Source organism: Roseburia intestinalis L1-82, assembly GCF_900537995.1.
GTDB lineage: Bacteria > Bacillota > Clostridia > Lachnospirales > Lachnospiraceae > Roseburia > Roseburia intestinalis.
In genome coordinates this window covers 454,219-475,768 of sequence record NZ_LR027880.1, presented here as the reverse complement: position 1 = coordinate 475,768, position 21,550 = coordinate 454,219, and the positions used below count along the sequence as shown (strand labels likewise).

24 protein-coding genes are annotated in these 21,550 nt (G+C 44.5%); 1 reads left to right on the top strand and 23 read right to left on the bottom strand.

The annotated features are described in order from the left end of the window. Window positions 1-9 precede the first annotated feature (9 nt). The 5 genes from RIL182_RS02325 to RIL182_RS02305 all read right to left on the bottom strand — a co-directional run bounded on the left by RIL182_RS02325 (window position 10) and on the right by RIL182_RS02305 (window position 5,208). Window positions 10-2,364 (bottom strand): ABC transporter permease, encoded by a 2,355-nt coding sequence (locus RIL182_RS02325; protein ID WP_006857260.1) that lies wholly within the window; start codon window positions 2,362-2,364, stop codon window positions 10-12. Beyond that, the gene (locus RIL182_RS02320; protein ID WP_006857259.1) at window positions 2,348-3,043 is read right to left on the bottom strand and encodes an ABC transporter ATP-binding protein; all 696 of its coding nucleotides are present in this window, start codon (window positions 3,041-3,043) and stop codon (window positions 2,348-2,350) included. The genes RIL182_RS02325 and RIL182_RS02320 overlap by 17 nt, the downstream gene beginning before the upstream one ends. 62 nt (window positions 3,044-3,105) lie before the next feature. Next, window positions 3,106-4,335 (bottom strand): sensor histidine kinase, encoded by a 1,230-nt coding sequence (locus RIL182_RS02315; RefSeq protein ID WP_006857258.1) that lies wholly within the window; start codon window positions 4,333-4,335, stop codon window positions 3,106-3,108. Beyond that, entirely contained in the window at window positions 4,332-5,033 is a 702-nt protein-coding gene (locus tag RIL182_RS02310; RefSeq protein WP_006857257.1) for a response regulator transcription factor, read from the bottom strand. Before RIL182_RS02310 ends, RIL182_RS02315 begins: the two co-directional genes overlap by 4 nt. After that, on the bottom strand, window positions 5,023-5,208 hold the full coding sequence (locus tag RIL182_RS02305) for a helix-turn-helix domain-containing protein (protein WP_006857256.1): 186 nt from the start codon (window positions 5,206-5,208) through the stop codon (window positions 5,023-5,025). The genes RIL182_RS02310 and RIL182_RS02305 overlap by 11 nt, the downstream gene beginning before the upstream one ends. Window positions 5,209-5,403: 195 nt before the next feature. On the opposite strand from RIL182_RS02305, the gene RIL182_RS02300 reads away from it, so the two are divergent. Further along, window positions 5,404-5,763, top strand: coding sequence for a helix-turn-helix transcriptional regulator (locus RIL182_RS02300; RefSeq protein ID WP_006857255.1), 360 nt, complete (start codon window positions 5,404-5,406; stop codon window positions 5,761-5,763). Between the two features lie 26 nt (window positions 5,764-5,789). Here RIL182_RS02300 and RIL182_RS02295 read toward each other — a convergent pair whose 3' ends face one another. The 18 genes from RIL182_RS02295 to RIL182_RS02210 all read right to left on the bottom strand — a co-directional run bounded on the left by RIL182_RS02295 (window position 5,790) and on the right by RIL182_RS02210 (window position 21,512). Then, window positions 5,790-7,565: a lysozyme family protein gene (locus RIL182_RS02295; RefSeq protein WP_006857254.1), complete on the bottom strand. Its 1,776-nt coding sequence runs from the start codon at window positions 7,563-7,565 to the stop codon at window positions 5,790-5,792. Between the two features lie 35 nt (window positions 7,566-7,600). After that, the gene (srtB, locus tag RIL182_RS02290) at window positions 7,601-8,374 is read right to left on the bottom strand and encodes a class B sortase (protein ID WP_006857253.1); all 774 of its coding nucleotides are present in this window, start codon (window positions 8,372-8,374) and stop codon (window positions 7,601-7,603) included. Between the two features lie 14 nt (window positions 8,375-8,388). After that, entirely contained in the window at window positions 8,389-8,793 is a 405-nt protein-coding gene (locus RIL182_RS02285) for a DUF6075 family protein (RefSeq protein WP_006857252.1), read from the bottom strand. Between the two features lie 15 nt (window positions 8,794-8,808). Next, complete coding sequence (locus tag RIL182_RS02280; protein WP_006857251.1) at window positions 8,809-11,142, bottom strand: VirB4-like conjugal transfer ATPase, CD1110 family; 2,334 nt, start codon at window positions 11,140-11,142, stop codon at window positions 8,809-8,811. Continuing rightward, complete coding sequence (locus RIL182_RS02275; RefSeq protein ID WP_006857250.1) at window positions 11,126-11,578, bottom strand: PrgI family protein; 453 nt, start codon at window positions 11,576-11,578, stop codon at window positions 11,126-11,128. The genes RIL182_RS02280 and RIL182_RS02275 overlap by 17 nt, the downstream gene beginning before the upstream one ends. A gap of 14 nt (window positions 11,579-11,592) precedes the next feature. Then, complete coding sequence (locus RIL182_RS02270; protein ID WP_006857249.1) at window positions 11,593-12,429, bottom strand: hypothetical protein; 837 nt, start codon at window positions 12,427-12,429, stop codon at window positions 11,593-11,595. A gap of 91 nt (window positions 12,430-12,520) precedes the next feature. Further along, the gene (locus RIL182_RS02265) at window positions 12,521-12,877 is read right to left on the bottom strand and encodes a glutamyl-tRNA amidotransferase subunit A (protein WP_006857248.1); all 357 of its coding nucleotides are present in this window, start codon (window positions 12,875-12,877) and stop codon (window positions 12,521-12,523) included. Between the two features lie 14 nt (window positions 12,878-12,891). Continuing rightward, window positions 12,892-14,682, bottom strand: a complete 1,791-nt coding sequence (locus RIL182_RS02260) for a VirD4-like conjugal transfer protein, CD1115 family (protein WP_006857247.1) — start codon at window positions 14,680-14,682, stop codon at window positions 12,892-12,894. Continuing rightward, on the bottom strand, window positions 14,669-14,866 hold the full coding sequence (locus RIL182_RS02255; RefSeq protein WP_006857246.1) for a hypothetical protein: 198 nt from the start codon (window positions 14,864-14,866) through the stop codon (window positions 14,669-14,671). The genes RIL182_RS02260 and RIL182_RS02255 overlap by 14 nt, the downstream gene beginning before the upstream one ends. A 15-nt stretch (window positions 14,867-14,881) precedes the next feature. After that, window positions 14,882-15,745 (bottom strand): hypothetical protein, encoded by an 864-nt coding sequence (locus RIL182_RS02250; RefSeq protein ID WP_006857245.1) that lies wholly within the window; start codon window positions 15,743-15,745, stop codon window positions 14,882-14,884. 6 nt (window positions 15,746-15,751) lie between these two features. Beyond that, a complete protein-coding gene (locus tag RIL182_RS02245; protein WP_044999037.1) occupies window positions 15,752-16,564 on the bottom strand; it encodes a PcfB family protein in 813 nt (270 codons plus the stop codon). After that, window positions 16,506-17,918, bottom strand: a complete 1,413-nt coding sequence (locus RIL182_RS02240) for a relaxase/mobilization nuclease domain-containing protein (protein WP_006857243.1) — start codon at window positions 17,916-17,918, stop codon at window positions 16,506-16,508. The genes RIL182_RS02245 and RIL182_RS02240 overlap by 59 nt, the downstream gene beginning before the upstream one ends. Then, a complete protein-coding gene (locus tag RIL182_RS02235) occupies window positions 17,918-18,247 on the bottom strand; it encodes a plasmid mobilization protein (RefSeq protein WP_006857242.1) in 330 nt (109 codons plus the stop codon). Before RIL182_RS02235 ends, RIL182_RS02240 begins: the two co-directional genes overlap by 1 nt. After that, window positions 18,207-18,326, bottom strand: a complete 120-nt coding sequence (locus RIL182_RS02230) for a DUF3789 domain-containing protein (protein WP_235388288.1) — start codon at window positions 18,324-18,326, stop codon at window positions 18,207-18,209. The genes RIL182_RS02235 and RIL182_RS02230 overlap by 41 nt, the downstream gene beginning before the upstream one ends. Window positions 18,327-18,450: 124 nt before the next feature. Further along, complete coding sequence (locus RIL182_RS02225) at window positions 18,451-18,744, bottom strand: hypothetical protein (RefSeq protein WP_044999036.1); 294 nt, start codon at window positions 18,742-18,744, stop codon at window positions 18,451-18,453. 74 nt (window positions 18,745-18,818) lie between these two features. Further along, entirely contained in the window at window positions 18,819-19,808 is a 990-nt protein-coding gene (locus RIL182_RS02220; RefSeq protein WP_044999034.1) for a DUF3991 and TOPRIM domain-containing protein, read from the bottom strand. 77 nt (window positions 19,809-19,885) lie between these two features. Continuing rightward, window positions 19,886-21,046, bottom strand: coding sequence for an SEC-C metal-binding domain-containing protein (locus RIL182_RS02215; protein WP_006857241.1), 1,161 nt, complete (start codon window positions 21,044-21,046; stop codon window positions 19,886-19,888). Between the two features lie 118 nt (window positions 21,047-21,164). Further along, a complete protein-coding gene (locus tag RIL182_RS02210) occupies window positions 21,165-21,512 on the bottom strand; it encodes a DUF6664 family protein (protein WP_006857240.1) in 348 nt (115 codons plus the stop codon). Window positions 21,513-21,550: the final 38 nt, after the last annotated feature.

The following is a 21,550-nucleotide window of genomic DNA, read 5'->3' as shown; positions in this document are numbered from 1 at the left end:
TATTGAGAACTATTGCACACTAATTATATCTACGATAGATGTTTTCTCCAATTTTTTAATGGGGTTTCTTACTGCCAAAATTACTGCAATGGCAACAACAACAATAATGATACCAAGCTGAACCAGAGGAACACTCCATGCATCGCCCCATTTATAGGTTATAAGTTTGCTAAATAAAATCTTGTTACAGACTATTCCTAAAACGCTACCGCAAATAGTACCTGTGATTGCATAGGTAGATGCTTCGGCAATAATCATTTTAGCCAGTTGCCTGTTACTTAATCCAATCGCTCGAAAAACTCCGTATTGTTTCATTTTTGCCACCACACTCATAGCTATGCTATTTATGATATTGAATAATGTAATCAATGCAATCAATACCAAAAAGCCATAAATGAAAAGCCCAAAACAATAGTAAGCCCCACGGGTGTTACTATTACCCATTCGCTCATCAGAAAATGTATATTGTGAGCCTACCAAGCGGTGTATTTCATTTACATCATTCTCTGTGGCATTTTGAGATAACTGTATATCAATAATACTATAATCCGTTTCGCCCGTCAGTTTTCTAAAGGTATCCTCAGAACAAATGAGCTTGCCAACATCTTGACGATTATTAAATGGGCAGTCAGATAACATACCGACAATCTCCATATCAGCTTGGCTGCCATTCAAATTTAAGGTAATGACATTGCCTACCTCAATGTCGTTTTGTGGCTCAAAAACGATAAGTCCTGTATTACTTTCACTTTGTGCTTTTTCCAAGCTGCCGGACAAAACATAGTCCTTTGCCCAGTCAAACTGCATGTCTTCATATGAAATAAGGTCAACAACTTTTTCCTCGCCATTTACGATTACGGGAACATTGTAAGCAAACATTCGCCCATAAACATTTTTTACGGCGAGATTTTGCTGTAATTCCTCAATAAATTCAGCCTTTACCGAGCAGGTATCTTCTGGACTGATAACAGATATATCGGCAGTCCACGGCTGTAAAGGCGTCAATGTGTGATTCATAAAATCAATAGTTACTGAAAATGCAAGAAAAAGAATAATACTGATTGAAAATGAGCTAATCATTAAAATAAAATTCTTTTTGCTTGCTTTAGCATGATGAATACCAAGAGAAGTGTCTATCTTGAAAAACTTGGTATTCGCCGCTTTTTTTACAGGTTGTAAATCATTTGCATTTCCAGATACCGCTGCCAAAGGAGAAACTTTGGATGCTTTCTTAGCAGGAGAACGGGCAGCAAGGAGAACTGTCAACAAACCAACAACAATACCCGCTATAATACTTGGATAGCTTATACTAAAAGCAGGCATTCCACCAAAATATTGTGGACTAAGCTGCCGCAAAATAAAACACAATACCCAAACCAATACCATACCGCCGATAACACCAAGTGGAATTGCAAAGCGACACCAATTCATAACCTCTTTACGTACTAACTGCATAACCTGTTTAGGTGTTGCCCCTATGCAACGAACCATTCCAAAAAACTCTGTTCGCTGTGCCACATTAGTGTTCATACTACTTGCAATCATTAAAACGCCAGCCATCAAAACGAGGAAAAATAGAATTATTGCAACAGTATACACCTGTGCCATGAATGAATCATCACTCTGCCCCATCAAACCAAGCAATGTTATATTTTCGGTTACTTGTTTATCGGACAATCCGTACTGTTCTTTAATCTCAGCTATCTCTTTTGGAATGTTTCCTTTATTATCAAATAGCACGAAAAACATTGTATACTCAGATGGGTTAACATCTGTTTCATTGGAGTAAATTGTTCGAAAGCCATCTGTTGTCAAAAACACACCATAAACATCTTCACGCATAAGGTTTGCGGAATTTTTCATAAAGCCAGAAATAATATATGAGAATTCCGTTCCATTTGGCGTTGTAATTACAATTTGCTCACCAATTTTTAACTTTAGCGTATCCTTCGCATTGATTGATATCATTGCTTCATTCTCAGTTTTAGGAAACGTCCCTTCATCCAACACATTAAAAATTTCTGTAACTATGCTTTCATTTCCACCGCATATACTCACATTTTTTCCATGCAAAGTATATTCTTGTTCTCCTCGAAAATTCAGCGTACCATAATCGGCAACAGTAGCTACCTCTGGTCTGGAAGATATAAGCATTGCATCTTCATCACTAATGTTTTGTATGCCAATATGCCAATTTCCGTTTTCCTGCTGTGCCTGCAAAATCTGCCCTCTGATAAACATATCAGCCATACCGAAAATAGCTGTTACCAGAAAGACAGCCAATACAATACAAATAATAGACATACGATTTTGCTTTCGATGTACTTTTGCAGAAATAGGAACAAGGTCAAGATAACTTTTCATTCTCATTACCTCCCAAGTCTGTCAGCACACCGTCTGTGACACGCAAGACACGGTCAACCATAGAAGTAAGACCGTTGTTGTGCGTAATCATAAGTATTGTTTGTTGGTAATGTCTGGATGCTTTTGTCAGCAAATCAATAACATCTTGGCTATTCTTGCTATCCAGATTGCCTGTCGGCTCGTCCGCAAGAATCAACTTCGGTTTTGTAATCAATGCCCTGCCAATAGCGACACGCTGCTGCTGACCGCCAGAAAGCTGGCTTGGCAAATGGTTTCTTCGTTCTGTTAAGCCGAGCAATTCTAATATTTCTTCTACATCAGAAGCTTTCGGTTTGCGATAATCCAAAAGAAGCGGAAATGCTATATTCTGTTCCACCGTCAATTCAGATACAAGCTGAAAAGACTGAAAAATAAAGCCGATATTCCTCCTTCTGAAAATCGTGCGTTCTTCTTCTTTCATAGAAAATAAGTTATTCCCATCCATCGTGACTGTGCCAGAAGTAGGAACATCCAATGCACCGATACAATTTAGCAGGGTACTCTTCCCAGAGCCAGACTCTCCAACGACAGCAACGAACTCACCTTTTTCCAGAGAGAACGATACATTTTTCAAAGCATCGACTTTTGCCTCACCAGTTCCGTATGTTTTACACAGATTTTGTACTTTTAAGATTTCCATTTATAAGTACCTCCTTTCTCACAAGGATAGAAGTAACAGCTTACAATCAGATGAATTTAACCTTACGATTCCGTAAGGAAAGACAATGTAAAGGTTGTTCCCTGTAATAGCTCGCTCTGAACAGAAAGAATACCGCCTTGTCCCTCAACAATCGCCTTTGCTAATGGCAATCCAAGTCCAATCCCTTGACTTTCTGAAGTATTTTTGCTTCGATAAAATCTCTTAAATATGTGGTGTATATCCTCTTGGGAAATGCCGTGTCCGTTATCCGTAATAAATATTCTAATCATAGCGGGCGTTTGTTCCCACGATATAGAGATTTTTCCCCCTGTATCTGTATGGTCAAGTGCGTTTTTGATAATGTTGCCAATGGCTTCGCCCGTCCACTCTATATCACAGTAAAGCATCTGTTCCAAATCACCATCTATCACAATTTCCTTTTTTTCATTGTCCGCCCGTGTTGTCAATTCACTAATTGCGTGATTAATAATATTCGGGATACTGTAATTGGATTTTTCAAAAGAGATGCTCCCTGCATCTATTCTTGTGATTTTCAACATAGATTGAATAAGCTGTTCCATTCTCTTTAATGCAGTTCCAATCTTTAAGGAAAATTCTTTGACCGTTTCGAAGTTTTCTGGCTCATTCTCAATAATTTCCTGATACATCATAAGTGCCGACAGAGGCGTTTTTAATTGATGTGATATATCAGAAATTGTATTTTTAAGAAACTCTTTTGTCTTTTGTTCTGTATCATTTTTTGCTTGAAGCATAGTAGCCAATTGGTCAACAGAAGATAAGAGCTGGTAAATAGTTCCCTCGTTAGATTGCGGAAGGTGAACAGTATAGTTCCCATCTATGTAGTCCTTAATGATGTTTTCTGATTCCCTATATAGTCTTTCCCTACGATACAAAAACAGCATTGTACCTAAAAACAGAAGCAGCGTCCATAGAAATAACATCACAAACAGAGATGTCAGTATTGTATTTTTAACAGCAGATACATAAGGTAAATTTTCTATATCCGTGCTGTTTGAAAGACCAATTTCGGCTAAAAACTTATTTCCTGTAGTGCCTGCTTCCGTATTCATTAAGGCTGTTGCAATTACTTCCTTTGAAATTCCTTCTTCCAGTAAAGAAGTAGCAATCGCATTATTGTGTGTTAAAAACATTTCTTTGGTAGCCGCCGTTTGCGTGTCAATGACAGCTATTCCCATCAAAAAAAGCAGCAAAACAAGAGTAACAATGAAAATGCAATAATAACGGCTATGTTTATCATGTAAGAAGTTCATTCGTCCACCTCTTTCCACTGATAACCAAATCCTCGGACTGTTAGTAAATGTTCTGGATGTGATGGGTCTGTTTCTATTTTTTCTCGCAGTCGTCGCACATAGACGGAAAGGGTATTATTGTCTACATAATCTCCTGTGCTGTCCCATAACTCGTCTAAAATAATATCTCTTGTAATAATACGGTTTGCATTCTTTACCAACAGGCATATTAAACGGTATTCTGCGGCGGTAAGTTCTAATATTTTTCCCTTTAATAAGACACGGCTTCCTAAAAGGTCTATCTTAATATCGCCACATTCCATAACTGCCCCTGTTCCTTGAGTGGACAACCCTGCCCGCCGCAGCAACGCTCGTATGCGTGAACATAACTCGCCTAACTTAAACGGTTTTGTTATGTAGTCATCACCGCCGCAGTCCAGACCACGAATAATGCTAACTTCTTCATCAGAAGCTGTCAGAAAAATAATCGGTATCTGACTTCCGTTTTTTCGTACTTTTTCACATATCTCAAAACCTGTTCCGTCTGGCAATGTGACATCAAGGATGAGCATATCGTATTTTTCTATCTCAGATAAATAAGTTAGAGTTTCCTGCACAGAACGGACAAAATCGACATCGAAGCCATTTTTCTTTAGCGAATATTGCAGTCCGTCTATTAAACTTACATCATCTTCTAGTAATAAAATTCTATTCTCCATAATCTGTAACCTTTCTCCGCTTATCAACGGGCTTTTTTGAACTTTTAGGAATAAGCCACACCCGATTTATATTTAGGACACCCTCAATACGGTTTTCTTTGCATAACCGTTGCACACGCCGCACCGATATCCCCCAAAGTTCTGCGGCTTCCTGTGCCGTCATATATTCAAACATTTCTGACCTCCTAAAATCGTACTGTATCTATTATATCCGTTTGAACGAACAATATCAACTATGCAAATGTGAATTTTTATATCTTACAAGTAGAGATTTTATATCCTAATACAAGGGATTTCAGACCGTTCTATAAGAACTATCATTTCTGTAAAATATAATAGAAGCATTATATTGATACAAGGTGGTGAGTTTATGGACGCAAGAAACAATGATTTTGACTTCGATTTTACACCGATAGGGCAGGCAATCAAAAAAGCAAGGACAGCAAAAGGTATGACCAGAGATGAGCTTTCTCGTATTGTGGATTATGACCCAAGACATCTTCAAGCGATTGAAAATGAGGGGCAAAAGCCAAGTCTGGAGTTGTTCATTCAGCTTGTGACGATGTTCGGTGTATCAGTTGATGAATACATATTCCCAGATAATGAGGTCAAGAAAAGTTCCGTCCGCAGACGCTTAGACGCAGAACTCGACAAACTAAATGATAAAGAGTTGCTCGTAATAGAAGCAACTGTCAGCGGTCTATGTAAGGCAAAAGAGCCAGAGGAATAAACCTCTGGTTTTTCTTTTGCCCATTCTTAATAGGCAGGAACACCGTAACCATAGATGGAGCTACTTCCAACCGTATATTGATTTTGCCTGCAAGTGTCGCCAGAGTTACCCTCCACGGTGTAAACGACACCGTTTTCGCATTTCTCCACAATGCCTACATGGTCGGTTTCTCCGTCGCCTTCCCAATCAAAAAAGATAATATCGCCTGCCGACGGCTCATAGCTTCGGTCTTTCCATTGTCCGTTACCCTTAAACCAATTTGCACCGTCCACGCAGCCTGCGAATTTTGGGATAATCCCGCTTTCGATATAGCCACATTGGTCGGCACACCAAGACACAAAGCAGGCACACCATTCCACACGCCCCTCAAAGCCGTACCAACTCCAATAAGGCTGACCGCCCTCATTGCCGAGCTGTGTCAAAGCGACCTCCACAATCGCCTGGTTACCGCCGCTTGTGAACGCTCTCCCGTATGGATAATACCGCAGCACATGGGCGGGATATTGCGTGTCGCCATAGCTGTCCCAACCTAACCGTGCCGCCTGCATGGTGGAGAACTCTACCGCATTGGCATAGGAATAGCCGCCATAGTTAGTCTTAGCCCACGAGATATAGCCGTTGCCGAAATTGTAACCCTGCAAGGCAAGTTTGATATGCTCCATATCAATCGGGTTTTCTACCTCGGCAGAGATAAGGGCAGCCTTTAATTCCTGTACACCGCACTCAATCGAATATTCTGGGTCTTGTATCCCGTTCGGCTCGTGGGGATACCTTGTGTTAAAGCTGCCCTCCGCCGCCTGCATCGGGTCAAGTCCACGCCCGCCACTTTCCTGCATCATTACCGCCTTGATAAGCTCCACATATTCGGGAATACCGTACTGTTTGGCATATTTCTGTATCAAAGGCTCATAGGCTTCCACCTCTGCACTGACAGGGGTATAGGCGTTGCTCCCGCTTCCGCCACCAAACAGGGAAACAGCACAGCCGAGCAGGACAACAATGAGAATAATCACAACTGCAATCCAACCACCTGCAATTAAAGCGGAAATCAGAGCTTTTGTTCCTGCAATAATCGCCTTGACCGCAGCTATGGTGGCTCTGACCGTAGCTTTTGTTGCTTCAGCGGTTGCCTTTGCGGTGGCTTTTGCCGCCTGTGCTGCCTTTTGGGCAGTTTTCGCAGAAGCCTTTGCCGCTGCCTGTGCCGTTTTTACCGAGGTTTCCGTCGTTTTAATCGCCGCCTTAGAAGTTGCCTGTGCGGTTTTAATTCCCTTTTCGGTAGTCTTGACTGTTCCCTTAGCAGTTGTTTTCACCGCTTTTTCTGCATTTCGGGCTGTGGTCTTAATCATTTTTTGCCCCTGCTGTCGGGTCTTTATCAACTGCGATTTTGCTGTCTGGGAAACATCGGGGGCAGAGGAACGGCTTGCAGCCCCGTGACGGATCTGCAAACCGTGTTGTTCTGACATATTCTGTGCTGCTTTCTGCTCTGCGGCTTTGACAGCCCGACTTTGCTTGAAATCGGTTATTTTATCTTTTGCCTTACCGATATTCTCCTGCGTTGTCTTGACTGCCTTTTGCCCCTGCTTATTGAACTGGTGGATACCTTCGTCCTTTACACGGTCTGCCGCATAAGAAATCCTGTCCGCAGCATATTCTGTGGCAGAGTTTTCATCAGCGTAATATCCCTGTTCCGCTTTTTCCTTTATCCCCACATAGGCAGACTTCATACGCTCACTGGCTATGGCGGCTTTATCTATGGTCTTTATCGTACCTTTGACCGCATCTCTGGTTTTTATATCAGCCATAGAAAACCTCCTTTCCCAGAGGATTTGCGTTCAAATCAGCCGACCTTTTTTGCCACTACAACGAGTCTGCCGTTCTGTGCGGAGTATTCGCAGGTGGAAAGGGTAATGAGCCTGTCGCCGTATTCAGCGGTCACACCTGTATCATACAAAGCAAGCTCCTTGCACTTCCCGACATAGGAATTAAAATCTTCCTCATTCTCCGCATCAACAAAGTCGTAGTATCGGAAGCCCTCAGAGCTGTACGCCACAGTCTTAAATACGGCGACGATTTCATACTCTTCCTGCTCTGTGAGGGTATCAAACTGAATATTCTTGTGTTCCTCATAAAAGCTCTTGGACTTGTAATCCTCCAACGCTCCAAACATCTTGCCGCCCTTGATGTGATGACCGTAGATAACCAGATTGTCACTTTCGGCAATATCACAATTCTCCTGCACATAAGGCGTACCTAAGTCACTGTACTCTTTTTCAAAATTGTGCTTCAGATAGAAATTCGGATTGTTCCTACTCTGCATCACAGGATAATTGATTATCGTGCCGGCAATGGAAAGCCAACCGACCATATCCTCATTCTGTAAATACAATTCCTGATACTTGGCAAGCACATCTTCTCCCTCGCTGACAGGGGCATCGTCTGGCATGGTTTCCTCCGTGGGAGCCTGCTCTACCATTTCGGCAATCTCCTCAAAGGCTTCCGTCTGTTCGTCCACCTGTGCATAGTGATGGTAAATACGGAAGCCGCAAAAAGCCGCCGTACCTAACAGACACACGGCGGCGGCAACACAGATAATAGATTTATAATTCTTCATAGGCTTTTCCTTTCTTATCTTGAAATTTCCGTCTGTTTTCTGGGAGCAGGAAGCTCCCAGCAATATTCGGGGTATCTGACCTTGATGCCCTCCATAAAGTAGGGAGCAAACTCACAGCAGAACAACTCCTCTGGCGTGAAATACCGTTCCCGCCCTTCCTCTGCATACCCGTTCCAAAGGTTAAAAGCAAGATGGCAGACCTTGACTGTTCCGCTTGTCTGCCAGCCGCCGTGCATACCCTCTGGCTCGATGCAGTCCTCCTTGAAATTGAACATCTGGTTGATGTTCGCCCTCGTTTCTGAAGCGATACCCATTACATAGAAAAATGCCCTATGATAACAGTCGTTCACTCTGCATTTCATCATATTTTCCAGAAAGAAATCACGGTGAGCCGTATCACGGAATTTAATATCAGCCATAAAAGACCTCCTTTCTTAGACCTCACCGAACTTTGTTGTCATCAACTTGTAAAGCTCGGTATTGCGTGGGAACTTGTTTACAAATGGTACAAGGGAGCTGCCAACTTTGAGTAATCCCTGTCCTGCACCGACATTCGTGATATAGCTCATCTGAAGGTCGGAGATATTAAGGAGCTTGGCAAGCTCAAGTCTGTCCGTGGACGCTTGGTTAAGCATAATGATAAATTCACTGTTAGCAAGCATCGTCCTTGCGGTATGGCTCTGCAAAAGGTCGTCTACATTCTGTGTAATACCCGTACAGTATGCACCGTATTTACGCACACGCTTCCAGAGGGTAAAGAGGAAGTTTGCAGAGTATTCGTGCTGAAAGAGGAGATAGATTTCATCAATGAAAATAAAGGTATTTCTGCCTTTGGCTCTGTTCTGCGTTATACGGTTTAAGATGCTGTCAAGCACGACGAGCATACCGATAGGCTGTAACTGTTTACCCAAATCCAGAATGTCATAGCAGATAAGACGGCTGTGAGTATCAACATTCGTGTGCTTTGCAAAGGTATTAAGCGACCCGTCCGTAAACAACTCAATCGCAAGGGCGATTTCCTGTGCTTCTGGCTCATTCTGTTTTAACAGTTCCTCACGGAAGTCCTGCAAGGTGGGCGGCGTTCCCATATAGTTGCCCTGCTGATAGTAGCGGTAGACGCTTGCCGTACAGCGGTCAATGATAGATTTCTGCTTTGCTCCCAAGTTCGTGCCGCCGATGAGCTGTTCGCAAAGGGATAAAATAAACTCCGATTTCAGAATGACGGGGTTTGCACCATCACCGTAATCGGAGTTCATATCCATAGCATTGATGTGATTTTCACTTGTCGCAGAGATATGAATGACCTCTCCCTGCATTGCTTTCACAAGCGGGGAATATTCACGCTCTGGGTCAATGATGATTATATCGGCATTAGGGTCGGTCAGAATGATATTCGTCATTTCTTCCTTTGCGGTAAAGGATTTTCCTGCACCCGACACACCAAGAATAAAGGAATTGCCGTTAAGGAGCTGCCTGCGGTTGGCGATAATCATATTTTTGCTGATGACATTCTGACCGTAATACACACCGTTTTCGTGGTAGATTTCCTGCACACGGAACGGGATAAACACTGCAAGGCTCTCCGTTGTGAGGGTACGCAGGGCATCTATCTTCCGTACACCAAATGGCAGGGCTGTATTCAATCCGTCCATCTGCTGATATTTCAGCACCGCAAACTGGCACAAATGCTTTCTTGCGGTAGTCAAGAGAGCTTCTGTATCATTGTCGAGCTGCTCTTTGGTATCTGCCGTATGCACCATCGTCAGCACGGCAAACATCATTCTCTGGTCACGGGTCGTCAAATCGTCCAGAAATTCCTTGCTTTCCTTCCGCTGCTGTTCCAAGTCATAGGGGATAACGGCAGAAAAATTATTGTTCTGGTTCTGCTTCCTCTGCCAATTCGTGATATTGGTTTCCACACCAAGCAGACGGTTTTCCACCTCCCGCACGGCTTCATCTGTGGGAACGGGGATAATATCAACGGACAGCATCATATTCCTGTTCAGCTCACAAAGCTCCGCAACCATACTGTCCTTGATATATGCCGCATACTCTCTGAGAAAAATCACACGCCCATATCTGTCACCCATTCTGAAGCAGTCGCTCTCAAATTCAAAGGCATCAGGGCAGATAAAATCCTTGAAATCGTGACCTTTCCGCATCGTCTGGGTAATATCGAAGTGGAACGCTGTTTCTTCTCCTGTACGGTAGAAGTCGTGGAAGATACGCAGCTTGTCGCCTGCGTCCAGTTCCACACACTTCGACCCCAGACGGTTAAAGTGGGCGATAAGGTCAGCACCCACACGGGCGAAGTAGTTTCGGGCTTCCTCGATATTCTTCTTGCAGACAGATACGGTTACATACTTATCCTGTACGATGGAATTAGCCCCTGTCGCCTTATCCAGAAGCATTTTGTTGTATTCCTTGCGGTACTTATCCAGACCGTCATCAGCCATTGGGATTAAAATAGTCTGTTCAAAATCAGCTTTGTTCAAGCGACGGTTGTTGATAGTGATTTTCGTGGTCGCACCGCTGTCAAGGGAATTAAGAAGCTCCGAGTATTCAAGGAACATTGCTTCCTTATCCTCACGGCTTGCCACGGCATAGTTTATATCCTCAAATTTAAAGGTCTTTGCGTACTTGTTCCTGCCGACAAGGAATATGCCGTCATCCCAGATTGTCTTAATCGGGATAACATTCTGTACCGACTTCGGCACAACAAACTTTTCCCTGTCCTGCTTGAACAGATTTTTAAGAGTTCTCAGCATTGTTTACCTCCTTGCTGCGTTTCGCTTTTTTCTTTTTCGTTTTCTTTGGTTTCGGTGTCCTGCCTTTCTGCTTTTTCCGTACTGTCGGCAACCCTTTTTCATGGGCTTCAATGGTCGGCTTCATCGTTTCGTAATAGAGATTATCTGGCAGGAACATCAGCTTTTTCGGCATCAGAAATTCCGATTTAATCCACGCCCAGACAAACTGCTCTGCGGTCATACCGTTGTATTTGATAAATCCCATTGCCGCAAAGGGGAACGCACCTAAGATACAAACCCAACTGAGGGTTTCCGTACCAAACCGTGGACGGAGAAGAAAATACAAACCCACCGCCACGCCGCAGGCAAGGACAGAAAAAATGAACTGTCTGAGGGACAGTCCAAAAAACATACTCTCCGTATAATTACGGATTTCCTTATTTATCTTGACTTCCAATCATAGCACCTCCCTTACAAGCCCATCATTTCTCTTACAACACGGTCTGCCATTTTGACCGCACCGACAAGGACGAGCATATTGAACACAAGCTCCCCGATATAGCTCCATACCATTGTAACCGCCGCCGCATCGGGATTGACCACAGGCGGAGAAGAAGCAAATAGGGAAAAGATAATGCAGGCAAGCACGATAACCGCACCTTCAAGGCATACAGCGGCATAGCTCTTAATGAAGCTCTTGCCGACGCTTTGGCTCGGCTCTCCAGCAAAAGCGGAAAGGGGTACGGGTGCTATGGCAGTATAGATATACAGCTTGAAAAACCTGCCATATACCGACATAATCATTATGAATGACAGCACCGTAATAAACAGTCCGCCTATCAGCGTGACCGCCCATAGCGGGATACTCTCAAAAAATCCGCAGTCTTCAACGGCTGTCACGATTTCCTGCGGCAACACCGTCTGCTGTGCCGAGCCAAATCCTACGGCATTCATAATCGTGGAAATCATACCCTGCACAATCTTAAACAGTGCCATCATCAGTTCTAATCCGTAGGTCACTGCACCTTTGGCAATGGCAAAGCGGATAAACAGCTTCAAAGCCTGCTCTGGTCGCTTGACTTCTGCAAAATTTCCGCAGGTACGCATCACACCCACAACAAAGAACAGCACGAGCAGGGCAAGTCCGATAGCCTGCACCGCACCGTGAATATCCACGATGACATTCCATATCGTGCCGCCCTTAAAGTTCTCTGGGGATTGGGTAATGAGCTGCCATATCTCGGCTAATTTCTCATTCCAAGTGTTTAGGGCGTTCTCTAAATTCTGTACCACCCAGTTATCAGACATTTGACCACCTCCTTGATGATATTAGATAACGGGAGCGAGTTCCGCACTCGGCGGATCTGCTCCCGTTATCTTTTTGTGTCAGTCTGTTATCTTAGCCTGTGATAAGAGTCAAGATTTCTTTTGCGAAGGTAATGACAACGCCGCCTGCAAGGGTCAAAAATCCGTTAGCTCTCTGGGACGGGTCATGGGATTTGAGGGAAAGACCAATCTGCACGATACCAAAGCCGAGCATAATCATACCAACAGCCCTCACCAGACCGAAAATGAAATCGGACAGATTGTTGACTACCTGAATGGGGTCATTGGCAGCAAAGGCGGTTACGGAAGTACCAAGCACAAAGGTCATTGCCATAACAGCCATACAGTAATAGCGGAAGCCTTTCTTAACCTTTTTAGTCATCGGCAGCTTCGTGGTTTTCCTGTTCTCGTTCTTCTTAAAAAGTTTCATAGGGTAAATCCTCCTTATAAATTGAATATTTCTTCCAAGTCCTCATCGGACAGAAGCTCATAGGAAGTGCTGACAGCTTTCACGCTCACGGCATTATCTGGAATATCACTGTCAAACACAAGGGTTGCGACAGCCTGCGTAGGCTCTCCGTGGATATACGGTGGTTGCCCTCCGTCAGCCGTCAGCTTCACATTCGGGTGCTTCAAGATGTCATACTTGAAGTCCATAACGGGGCGTTCTCCACGCACAAAAAGAAGTGCGTAACGGTTATCAAGCATACGCACTTCGTCTGGGGTCATCAGCTCACGCCCCGAAATCTGATAATTTGTTGAATAGTTACCACTCCGCCCAGAGCTTTTCCCGTAGGTGTTGGTATCAATGGTTTCCTTGCCCAAAAGCTCTGACACATATTTGTGGGTGCTTTGCTCGTTGCCACCCAGATACAAAAACTCATCGCAGTTGCCAACAATGCTTTCCCATTGCTTTTCAAAAAGGGCTTTGAGCTGTGCCAGATTTTGCAGGATAATGGATACCGATACCCCTCTGGAACGCATAACGGACAGGATTTTATCAAAGTCATCAGGCAATGAAACATTCGCAAATTCGTCCATTATGAAATGGCAATGCACAGGCAGGCTTCCGCCGTACTTGTGGTCTGCCAGATAAAAAAGCTGTTGAAAGAGCTGGGTATAAAGGATACTGACAAGGAAGTTAAAGCTCGTGTCGTTGTCTGGTATCAGAGCGAACAGAGCGACCTTCTTTTCTCCCAGACTTGGCAGGTCAAGCTCATCGGTGGCGGTAAGCCCTGCAAGGCTCTCCAGATTGAATTTTTCAAGCCTTGCGGCAAGGGTTATCTGGATACTCTTTAAGGTCTTTGCACTACCACTGTGGTAATCCCTGTAATACTTTAGGGCGATATGCTCTGGGTTTACCATTTCCAGACGGTCAAACAGCTCGTCCAGAGGGCTTACATAGCTGTCATCGTCCTCTCGGACTTCGCCTGCACGGAGCAGCTCCATAACCATCGGGAAATTCTGCTCGTCTGGCGGTGCTTCATATTTCAGATAGAACACCAGAGCCAGAAGCAGCATACTCGCCGCCGTATCCCAGAACGGGTCTTGCGACTGTGAGCCTTTCGGCGTGGTCGCCTTAAACAAGTTTGTTACCAACCTCTGAACATCGTTATCGTTCCGCAGATAGACAAAGGGATTGTAACAATGGCTCCGGTGCATATTGATAAGGTCAAGCACACGCACCTCATAGCCTTTATTTTCCAACAGACCGCCAATGTCACGGACGATTTCGCCCTTTGGGTCGAGTATTACAAAAGATGTGTTGCACTGCATAGCATTTGGCTTGCAGAAAAACCTCGTTTTTCCCGCACCAGAGCCGCCGCAGACTAAAATATTCAGATTCCTGCGGTGCTTTTTCCCGTCCAACCCGATACGGACATTCTGGGTCAAGAGCTTATTGGCTGACGGGTCTTTATCTCGGTACTTCTTATTCAAAGCACCTGCGTTGCCCCATTTCGCAGAGCCGTGTTCCTCACGCCTGCGGTAATTCCTGCGTGTAGAGAAATAAACGCCGATGCCCATAGCGTAGGCAAGTAAAAAAATGAGGACAGTCTTTACGCTGTCCTCACATACCATTATTTCAAACGGATTGCCCATCGCCACAGGCAGACCTCGGATAATCTCTACAAGACCGCCGCTGACATAGGGTGCTGTCAGCAGGGCAAGCCATACGACAGGAAGTATGCCGCAGACAGAAAGGATTAAGCTCGTTTTCTGGTCATCGTTCCTCATTGCACCTGCAATGCACGACCTTAACCTTTTTTGTTGGAGCGTGTGCCACCTTGCTTATCAGCTCGTCAACAGGCTCGGTGGGGCGTTCCTCCTGTAACTGCCGTGTACGCAGGGTGTTTAAGGCGTTGATGACGATATTCTTATCGTACTTGTCAAGTGCGATATGGTATCGTTCCTCTCTCATAGTCTGCACCTCCGATTAGCGTTCCTGCTCTTTGTTCTTTGCAGGCTTGTTCTTTTCCATACTCTTATACATATCGCTCTGGATTTCGCCCAGAACATCACGCATCGTGCCAAGCTCTCCCTTGAATGCCTGCGTATCCATTTCCGCATACTCTCTGGGAAGTCTGGAAAAGTCAAACCCTCTGGTATCCACGCCGTAACGGGAGCTTACCATATAGGCAACGCAGAAGGATTTGAAATCGGAAGCATCACGGCTCTCGTTGTGCTTAAAGTTATAGACTGCTGCCGATACCTCTTTTGCCATACTCACGAACAGCACTTCCTCGGAAAGCCCCTTCTTAACAAAAATGGTCTGCTGAGAGCTGTCATAATAGGCAGGCAGTTCAAGCTCCCCGACGGGTACACAGGGTACAGGGCTTGCATCAATCAGAGCAGACACAAGCTCACGCATGGATTTCGGCTCCTGTTCCTGCTGCCTGTCCTTTGCCGAGGTTTCGGAAATATCATAAACCACTTTGGCATTGTAGGAGATGCCCTTTGTCCCGTCCTCACGGGTGTATTCCTTGCTCGGCTCAAGAATAATGATTTTCTGTGCGTCCTTATTCACATAGACACGGCTCGCTTTCCATTTGCTGTACTCTTTAAGCTGCGTTGCTTCGGGCATCTGTGCTGACACCAGAATAGCGTTAGCCACGGAGTAACGGTCAAAGCGACCCTGCACATCAAGATACTGACGGAAGCTGTCGCCGCTTGCCATCATTTCAGAGCAGGTATTGTCAATCAGCTCATAGGCTTCTTTCCGCTGTGCCTGCTTTGCGGCAGCCCATTCCTCTTTATCAAAAGGTCTGTTGCCGCCGCTGAATACATCGTAAATACTCATAGCTGTTTACCTCGTTTCTTTGGATTTTGGTTTCTTTTTCTTTCTCTGGGGCTGTTTATGCTCCGTTTTCCTGTTAGCACTTTTCGCCCTGTCGGAAGCTCCGCTTTTGTCCAGGGCGGAAGTGCCAATCTCTGCTTCCTGCTCCTTGCGGCTCTCCTTGATTTTCCGCAGTTCCTCTCTGACAGAAGGTTTCTCCTTAGTCATAGTAGCCCCCTCTGCGGACTTCTTTGGCTGCTCTGAGGTAGGCTCGGACTGAGGGGATTTTTCTGTCTTTGCCACCGAGGGGTTTGGGGAGTTTTCCTCCTTCTGGACAGGCTTGCCCATAAGCTCGTCAAGTAGCTTATCTTTCTCCGCCTTTTCCTGCACACCAATATCTGGCTCTGGCTGACCGTCCTTTGCATCTTTGGATTTCTCGGCTTCCGTCACAATAGAAGCGGTATCCACCGAAGCAAGATTAAAGCGTTCCACGATACGGCTGATTTTCGATGCGTCCTCGGCACGGGCGATGACATCGACCTCTGCATTTGGGTCTTTGTTTTTCCTGTCCGTGAGGACGCAGTAAAGCACACCGTATTTTTTCGCTTCCTGCGTAAACTTCTTTAAGTCGCCGCTTTTGACAGTAAAGACTTTCAGCTCCTTACCAGAACGTAGCATACTTGTCAGCCTTGCTTTGCCTTTGGTTTTCTTTTCTTCTTTGAGAATGGAATACAACAGGATAGCGATGTTCTTCGCACCTGCACCTGTGATTTTGGCAGCGACCTCAAAGCCCTCCAAGCTCATTCGGACGATTTGTTCTGCCGCTTCGCCGCCTGTGTTCATTCTTCATCAACTCCTTTCTTTGCTGTTCGTTTTCGTCTGCCCGTATCGTCTGCAATTTTTCCTTGAGGGTATCACTACGGGCGGAAATGCCCTCGCACAGTCTGACCTCCTTTCGGATAACTTTCAGCCGCCCCGAAATGACGGAAAGCTCTGCCTTAACCGCTTCCTTTTCTTCGCCGCTTATCCTGCGGGATTTGGAGTAAAGCTCCTTTCGCTTCTGAAGCAGGGCAGACATCTCCGTTTCCAGAGAGCCTTTATATGAACAAAGCTGCTCCGCCGTATCAATGTGATTGCGGCAAAGCAGCCTTGTTTCCTGCGTGATGGCTTCCATCTTCATAAGGTCATCCTTTAAGAGATAATGAAGCCGTGCATAATTTTGTTTTCTGCCTTTGGGCAGGATACCGAGCTTGTAGCAGTAATGGAGATACAGCCCACGCAAGCCGCCGATTTTCTTGGCATTCTTCAATGAGCCTTTGACCCGATAGACCTTGACCTGTGGCTGTGACTCTGAGAAGCTCTGGAATTTGACCGCATAGGAATTTTCGCTGATACGCTCCATAATCCTGTCATTGGTGTATTCCTCTCCGAGCTTATAAAGCCGCTTGGGTCTTTGCCAGCCCTTGCCTATAATCGTCCAATACTTGCGGTTGGGGTCAAAGTTTATGCGGTAACCCATTTCTGTCAACTGACGGTCAAAGTCTTTCAGCGTGAATGATTTGCTGATAGCTTCATCCACCGCTTGTCTGGCAACATTATCCCTCGTGGGTCGCCCCTGCTTTTCGGCTTGGTAAAGGGCGTAGGGCTTTTTCTTGCCGCTTGGGTGTTCGATGACAGACAGGGCATACTCACGGCAAAGCTCATCGGAACGCTGACGGAGCAGCCGCAGATTTGCTTTGTTGTCGTGGTAGTGCATACCGTCCGCAAAAGAAACAGAGTTCACGACAAAGTGATTATGCAAGCAGTCGGTATTCAGGTGGGTGGCAACGATGACTTGAAATCTGTCGCCCCACATTCGCTCGGCAAGTTTAACGCCGACCTCGTGAGCCTGCTCTGGCGTAACCTCACCGTGCTTGAAGCTCTGAAAGCCGTGGTAACAGACAATCTCACTCGTATCGTTCCATTGGACTTTGGCAATCATCATTTCATCTCTGGCGGTGGTCGGGTCACAGTTTACGCCTGTGACAAAAAAACGCTGCTCGGTCTTATCCTTATTAGTAGCGTACTCCATTACATCGACCATCGCCTGCAGGTCGGCTTCGGTGTATTTGGGGTTGGCGGTCTTTTCGGGATTTTCGGCATAGTCGATTGGGTGGTCGAGCCTGCCACGCACATCCCATATCTCGCAGACCGCCATTACGATGACCTGCGTGGAAGCAGATACCTTTTGCGAATGTCAATCTGAAACTCGTGCCATTTCCTTGCTTCCTCACGGAGCATCGGGGTATCCACAAAACCGAGGGCGTTTGCCTTAACCGCAAGCTGATTGATACGGTTGCCAATGGCGGACAGCTCACGCATCATTTTATAGAACTCTGGGTCGGGCTTCTCGCAGAGCTGATAGCCCCTTACCATTTCTCTTAAAAAGGCTTCTTTTGAGCGACCCGATTTCCGCACAATCTCATTAAGGTGTTCGGCTTCCTCCTCAGTCAGACGGAAAAGTATCTGCACATTTCTTTTTCGCATTGTCCACTTCCTTTCTCTCGGAAAGTCTGTTTATCTGCAAGCAACACATACACGCAACGCCGAACAGACCGCCGAGCATTGTGCCGATAATGAAAAATAAGAACTCACTCATTCTTGAACTCCTTTCTGTTCTCACGGGGTATTAGGGGCTGACCCCTAACAAGCGAATTTGGCTAACCAAATTCAGTGCTTGGTAAGACGTCTCATTCTTCGCAATCGTCCTCATACATACACTCACCGCACACAGGGCAGAAGTACGGGCAGTCCGAACAATCTTCATTTTCCTGTGGTGTATTCTCGCCCGCACCGTCAAGCCCGTCCTCTCTCTGCTCGGTAATATCGGCTTCGCCGCAGACAAAATCATCATCGGTAAAGTTGATAAGGTCGGTATCGAACAGGATAATTTTTGTTTTTTCCTTTGCCTGTTCGGGGCTTTCTGCATAGACGGAAACGGTCTTTTGATAATGGGCGGTAAGGGTTACATCATACTTTTTCAATGGTTCATTCCTCGCTTTCAGCACTAAATTTTGATTTGGTTTCGGTGTCTTTCTGGTGAGAATCTACTACACAATCAACGGGAATCACTCCTTTCACACTTGGGCATAGGTCTTGCAATTTCCAGATAGGACAACAAAAAATCGTTGAAGTCCTTGCCGACAGGCGGTGGATCATCAACGATTTTGTAGTCTTTCTGCAACAGTTCTTTCAAAGTAGCGGTACAAAGCCTGCCTACCTTATCATTATCCAGATGCAGAACTATGGTCTTAATTTGTGGATTGGCACTCAAAAAAGTTGTGAGAGCTATGGGGATTTTGCTGTCCTTCATCTCTTTCTTTGGCTGATACACGCCCGATAAAGAGAGCAAACTTTCCGATTTGTAGTCCTTGCCCTCGCATTTCAGATAAGTGGCATAGGACAGTAAATCAATAGCAGCTTCAAATAAATGCACGGTATCCGCAGGCTTCTTTGCCAGAAGTCGGAACGAATACCGCTTGTCGCTGCCCGATGCGTCCTGCTTGAAAGTGCTGCCGAGAGTGCCTCGCAGGGCGGCATATTTCGGTGTTCCGCTTTCGTCTTTGCCGATAAAAACAGCATTGTGATAATCGGCACTTTCATAAAGCGTGCCATCTGAGATACACTCCTGTATGAGCTGATAGTCAATACCACGCCCGAAAAGATACTGTATCACTCTGTTACAATCCTTATTTTTTGGCGGCAGGAGCAGAACTTTCGGCTCATCTTTCTTGGGAGTAGGGGGTGGCTTCCAGTCCGCCATAGTCTGTCCCGTGAGAATTTCCACGGCTTCCACAAAGTCATATTCCTTGACTTTGATAAGATAATCGAGGGCAGAATAGCCGCCGAAACCTCTCGACCACCAATACCATTTGCCGTTGGAAATCTTCAAGCTGTCGTGTTCTGCGGTACAGTACACATTGCTTGTGCCTTTGACCTTAACGAGATTGCTCGGCTCAAACTCACGCAGATAGGATAACAGGTCAATCTGGCGTACCCGTTCAAGCACATCTGGGTCAATCTGCACATAGGGTCGGTTAGTTCTCAATGGATAAAATCACCTCCAGAAATAGAAAAAGCCGAGGGGCTTTCGTTAAATGAAAACCTCTCGGCTATGTAAAAGTTTTATTCAAATAAATCTAATTTTCCCCTATTGCCTGTCCCAAACCCACTTTCTTTTTTCCTTAAATTATACATTCCAAACTTTAGTATTTGCTTATAAAGCAAAAACTGCTTTCCTTTTCTATTTGCAAAAAAAGTATATCCTATCTGTTGTTCTTCGCCCCACTTTTCCCATAAACGAGGACTTAAAACATTATTTTCAGTATATAATGGAAGTATCAAATCAAAATAGTACTTTACCTTGTCTAAATTAGTTGTCTGGAGTTGCTGAAAAAATTTTTTATAAATCTTAATATCTTCACTCAAACAACTCAAAATAATATAAGATTTTGTTTCCTCTGGAAAAATAGTAATGAAAAGCCTACTAATAAAACCTCTTTTCGTATGTCGTATTTTCTTGCCTTTCAAGTCAAAGTCAACAGCAATACAAGCATAGGTCGCAAATTTTATGCTTTCTGGAATCTCAATTACACAAGTTTCTAAACCAGTATAATCCTTACTCACAATACCTTTATCGAAAAAACTCTTAACCTCATTCATTTCTTCCAGAGTCATTGATATAGCTCTATAGTACTGTATATACTGTGGTGTTTTTAGCAAAGACGGCGTATTTGTAATGTTTTCTCTTAAGACTTTCTGTTCCACAAGTTTCTTATAATACTCAAATATAAAAGCTTTATATGCGTATATATACTTATGTTCATCACTATCTTTATCGAAAGCAGGTGCTCCTTTTTCTATAGGAGCAAATACTTCATCATCGTGAATATCGCAAAAGCAGGTCGCAGTTGTCGCATGATTGACCCCAACTCGGTCAATCATTGTTAATACTTCTGGTTCTTCATTTTCAATGGGAATAACTTGTGGTGGCTTGTTAGGGTTCAAAATATACACATGCCCATCTTCCGATAATTGAGATATTATTTTATTGTTCTGTAATGCGTGAGCCTCTTTGATATGCTTAACACATCTGGTACTATCAGGATATAAGCAGCACTTTATCTGATTTTTTCTGAACTGTTCCATGATTTGTATATTAAGAGGCTTCTTACTTTTCTTTACAGGTCTATCTTTACGATTTTTACAACACTCAAGATAAGTTTTTCCACTACCGCATGGGCATAATTCATCATCATATATCTTAAAATATTTCATCAACATCATATCAATTACCTCATTTAGATAAGCTATTGTTTTTATTATAATACTTTATTGTGAATTTTTCCACCTCTGCGGCTATGTAAAAGCGGCATCAGCTCCACGCCAATGCCGCCGTTCTTGGTTACAAAATTCCTGCCTTTTTGAGATACCCAACGCTGTCATAGCACCCTCTGAAATAGATTGCTTCCTGCTGCATATCGCTGAGCCTGTTCCGAAGCTCCAAAACTTCTATCAAAGCCTTACACTCCTGCTCGGATAAATCACTCGGCTTTTCCGTATCCAAAACTGCCATCACTTTGGGATACTCCTTGTAGAGTTCCTCTATCCTTTCCTCTATGAAATGGTATTCTGGATTTTCTTTGGGCAGCTTTGCGATAACGGAGCTTAGATATTCAGCAAAGATGTTGCTATGCACATCAACAAAGGTTTCAAATCTGAAATTATCAAGCACACCTTTCACCTCCGACATTTACTAATCTACACCTATTATACTTCCCAGAAATCAGC

What these genes read in the sequence shown, in the direction of transcription:
- RIL182_RS02325 (WP_006857260.1), bottom strand. Translation starts at nt 2,364, where the DNA reads ATGAAAAGTTATCTTGACCTTGTTCCTATTTCTGCAAAAGTACATCGA.
- RIL182_RS02320 (WP_006857259.1), bottom strand. Translation starts at nt 3,043, where the DNA reads ATGGAAATCTTAAAAGTACAAAATCTGTGTAAAACATACGGAACTGGT.
- RIL182_RS02315 (WP_006857258.1), bottom strand. Translation starts at nt 4,335, where the DNA reads ATGAACTTCTTACATGATAAACATAGCCGTTATTATTGCATTTTCATT.
- RIL182_RS02310 (WP_006857257.1), bottom strand. Translation starts at nt 5,033, where the DNA reads ATGGAGAATAGAATTTTATTACTAGAAGATGATGTAAGTTTAATAGAC.
- RIL182_RS02305 (WP_006857256.1), bottom strand. Translation starts at nt 5,208, where the DNA reads ATGTTTGAATATATGACGGCACAGGAAGCCGCAGAACTTTGGGGGATA.
- RIL182_RS02300 (WP_006857255.1), top strand. Translation starts at nt 5,404, where the DNA reads ATGGACGCAAGAAACAATGATTTTGACTTCGATTTTACACCGATAGGG.
- RIL182_RS02295 (WP_006857254.1), bottom strand. Translation starts at nt 7,565, where the DNA reads ATGGCTGATATAAAAACCAGAGATGCGGTCAAAGGTACGATAAAGACC.
- srtB (WP_006857253.1), bottom strand. Translation starts at nt 8,374, where the DNA reads ATGAAGAATTATAAATCTATTATCTGTGTTGCCGCCGCCGTGTGTCTG.
- RIL182_RS02285 (WP_006857252.1), bottom strand. Translation starts at nt 8,793, where the DNA reads ATGGCTGATATTAAATTCCGTGATACGGCTCACCGTGATTTCTTTCTG.
- RIL182_RS02280 (WP_006857251.1), bottom strand. Translation starts at nt 11,142, where the DNA reads ATGCTGAGAACTCTTAAAAATCTGTTCAAGCAGGACAGGGAAAAGTTT.
- RIL182_RS02270 (WP_006857249.1), bottom strand. Translation starts at nt 12,429, where the DNA reads ATGTCTGATAACTGGGTGGTACAGAATTTAGAGAACGCCCTAAACACT.
- RIL182_RS02265 (WP_006857248.1), bottom strand. Translation starts at nt 12,877, where the DNA reads ATGAAACTTTTTAAGAAGAACGAGAACAGGAAAACCACGAAGCTGCCG.
- RIL182_RS02260 (WP_006857247.1), bottom strand. Translation starts at nt 14,682, where the DNA reads ATGAGGAACGATGACCAGAAAACGAGCTTAATCCTTTCTGTCTGCGGC.
- RIL182_RS02255 (WP_006857246.1), bottom strand. Translation starts at nt 14,866, where the DNA reads ATGAGAGAGGAACGATACCATATCGCACTTGACAAGTACGATAAGAAT.
- RIL182_RS02250 (WP_006857245.1), bottom strand. Translation starts at nt 15,745, where the DNA reads ATGAGTATTTACGATGTATTCAGCGGCGGCAACAGACCTTTTGATAAA.
- RIL182_RS02245 (WP_044999037.1), bottom strand. Translation starts at nt 16,564, where the DNA reads ATGAACACAGGCGGCGAAGCGGCAGAACAAATCGTCCGAATGAGCTTG.
- RIL182_RS02240 (WP_006857243.1), bottom strand. Translation starts at nt 17,918, where the DNA reads ATGGCGGTCTGCGAGATATGGGATGTGCGTGGCAGGCTCGACCACCCA.
- RIL182_RS02235 (WP_006857242.1), bottom strand. Translation starts at nt 18,247, where the DNA reads ATGCGAAAAAGAAATGTGCAGATACTTTTCCGTCTGACTGAGGAGGAA.
- RIL182_RS02230 (WP_235388288.1), bottom strand. Translation starts at nt 18,326, where the DNA reads ATGCTCGGCGGTCTGTTCGGCGTTGCGTGTATGTGTTGCTTGCAGATA.
- RIL182_RS02215 (WP_006857241.1), bottom strand. Translation starts at nt 21,046, where the DNA reads ATGATGTTGATGAAATATTTTAAGATATATGATGATGAATTATGCCCA.
- RIL182_RS02210 (WP_006857240.1), bottom strand. Translation starts at nt 21,512, where the DNA reads ATGTCGGAGGTGAAAGGTGTGCTTGATAATTTCAGATTTGAAACCTTT.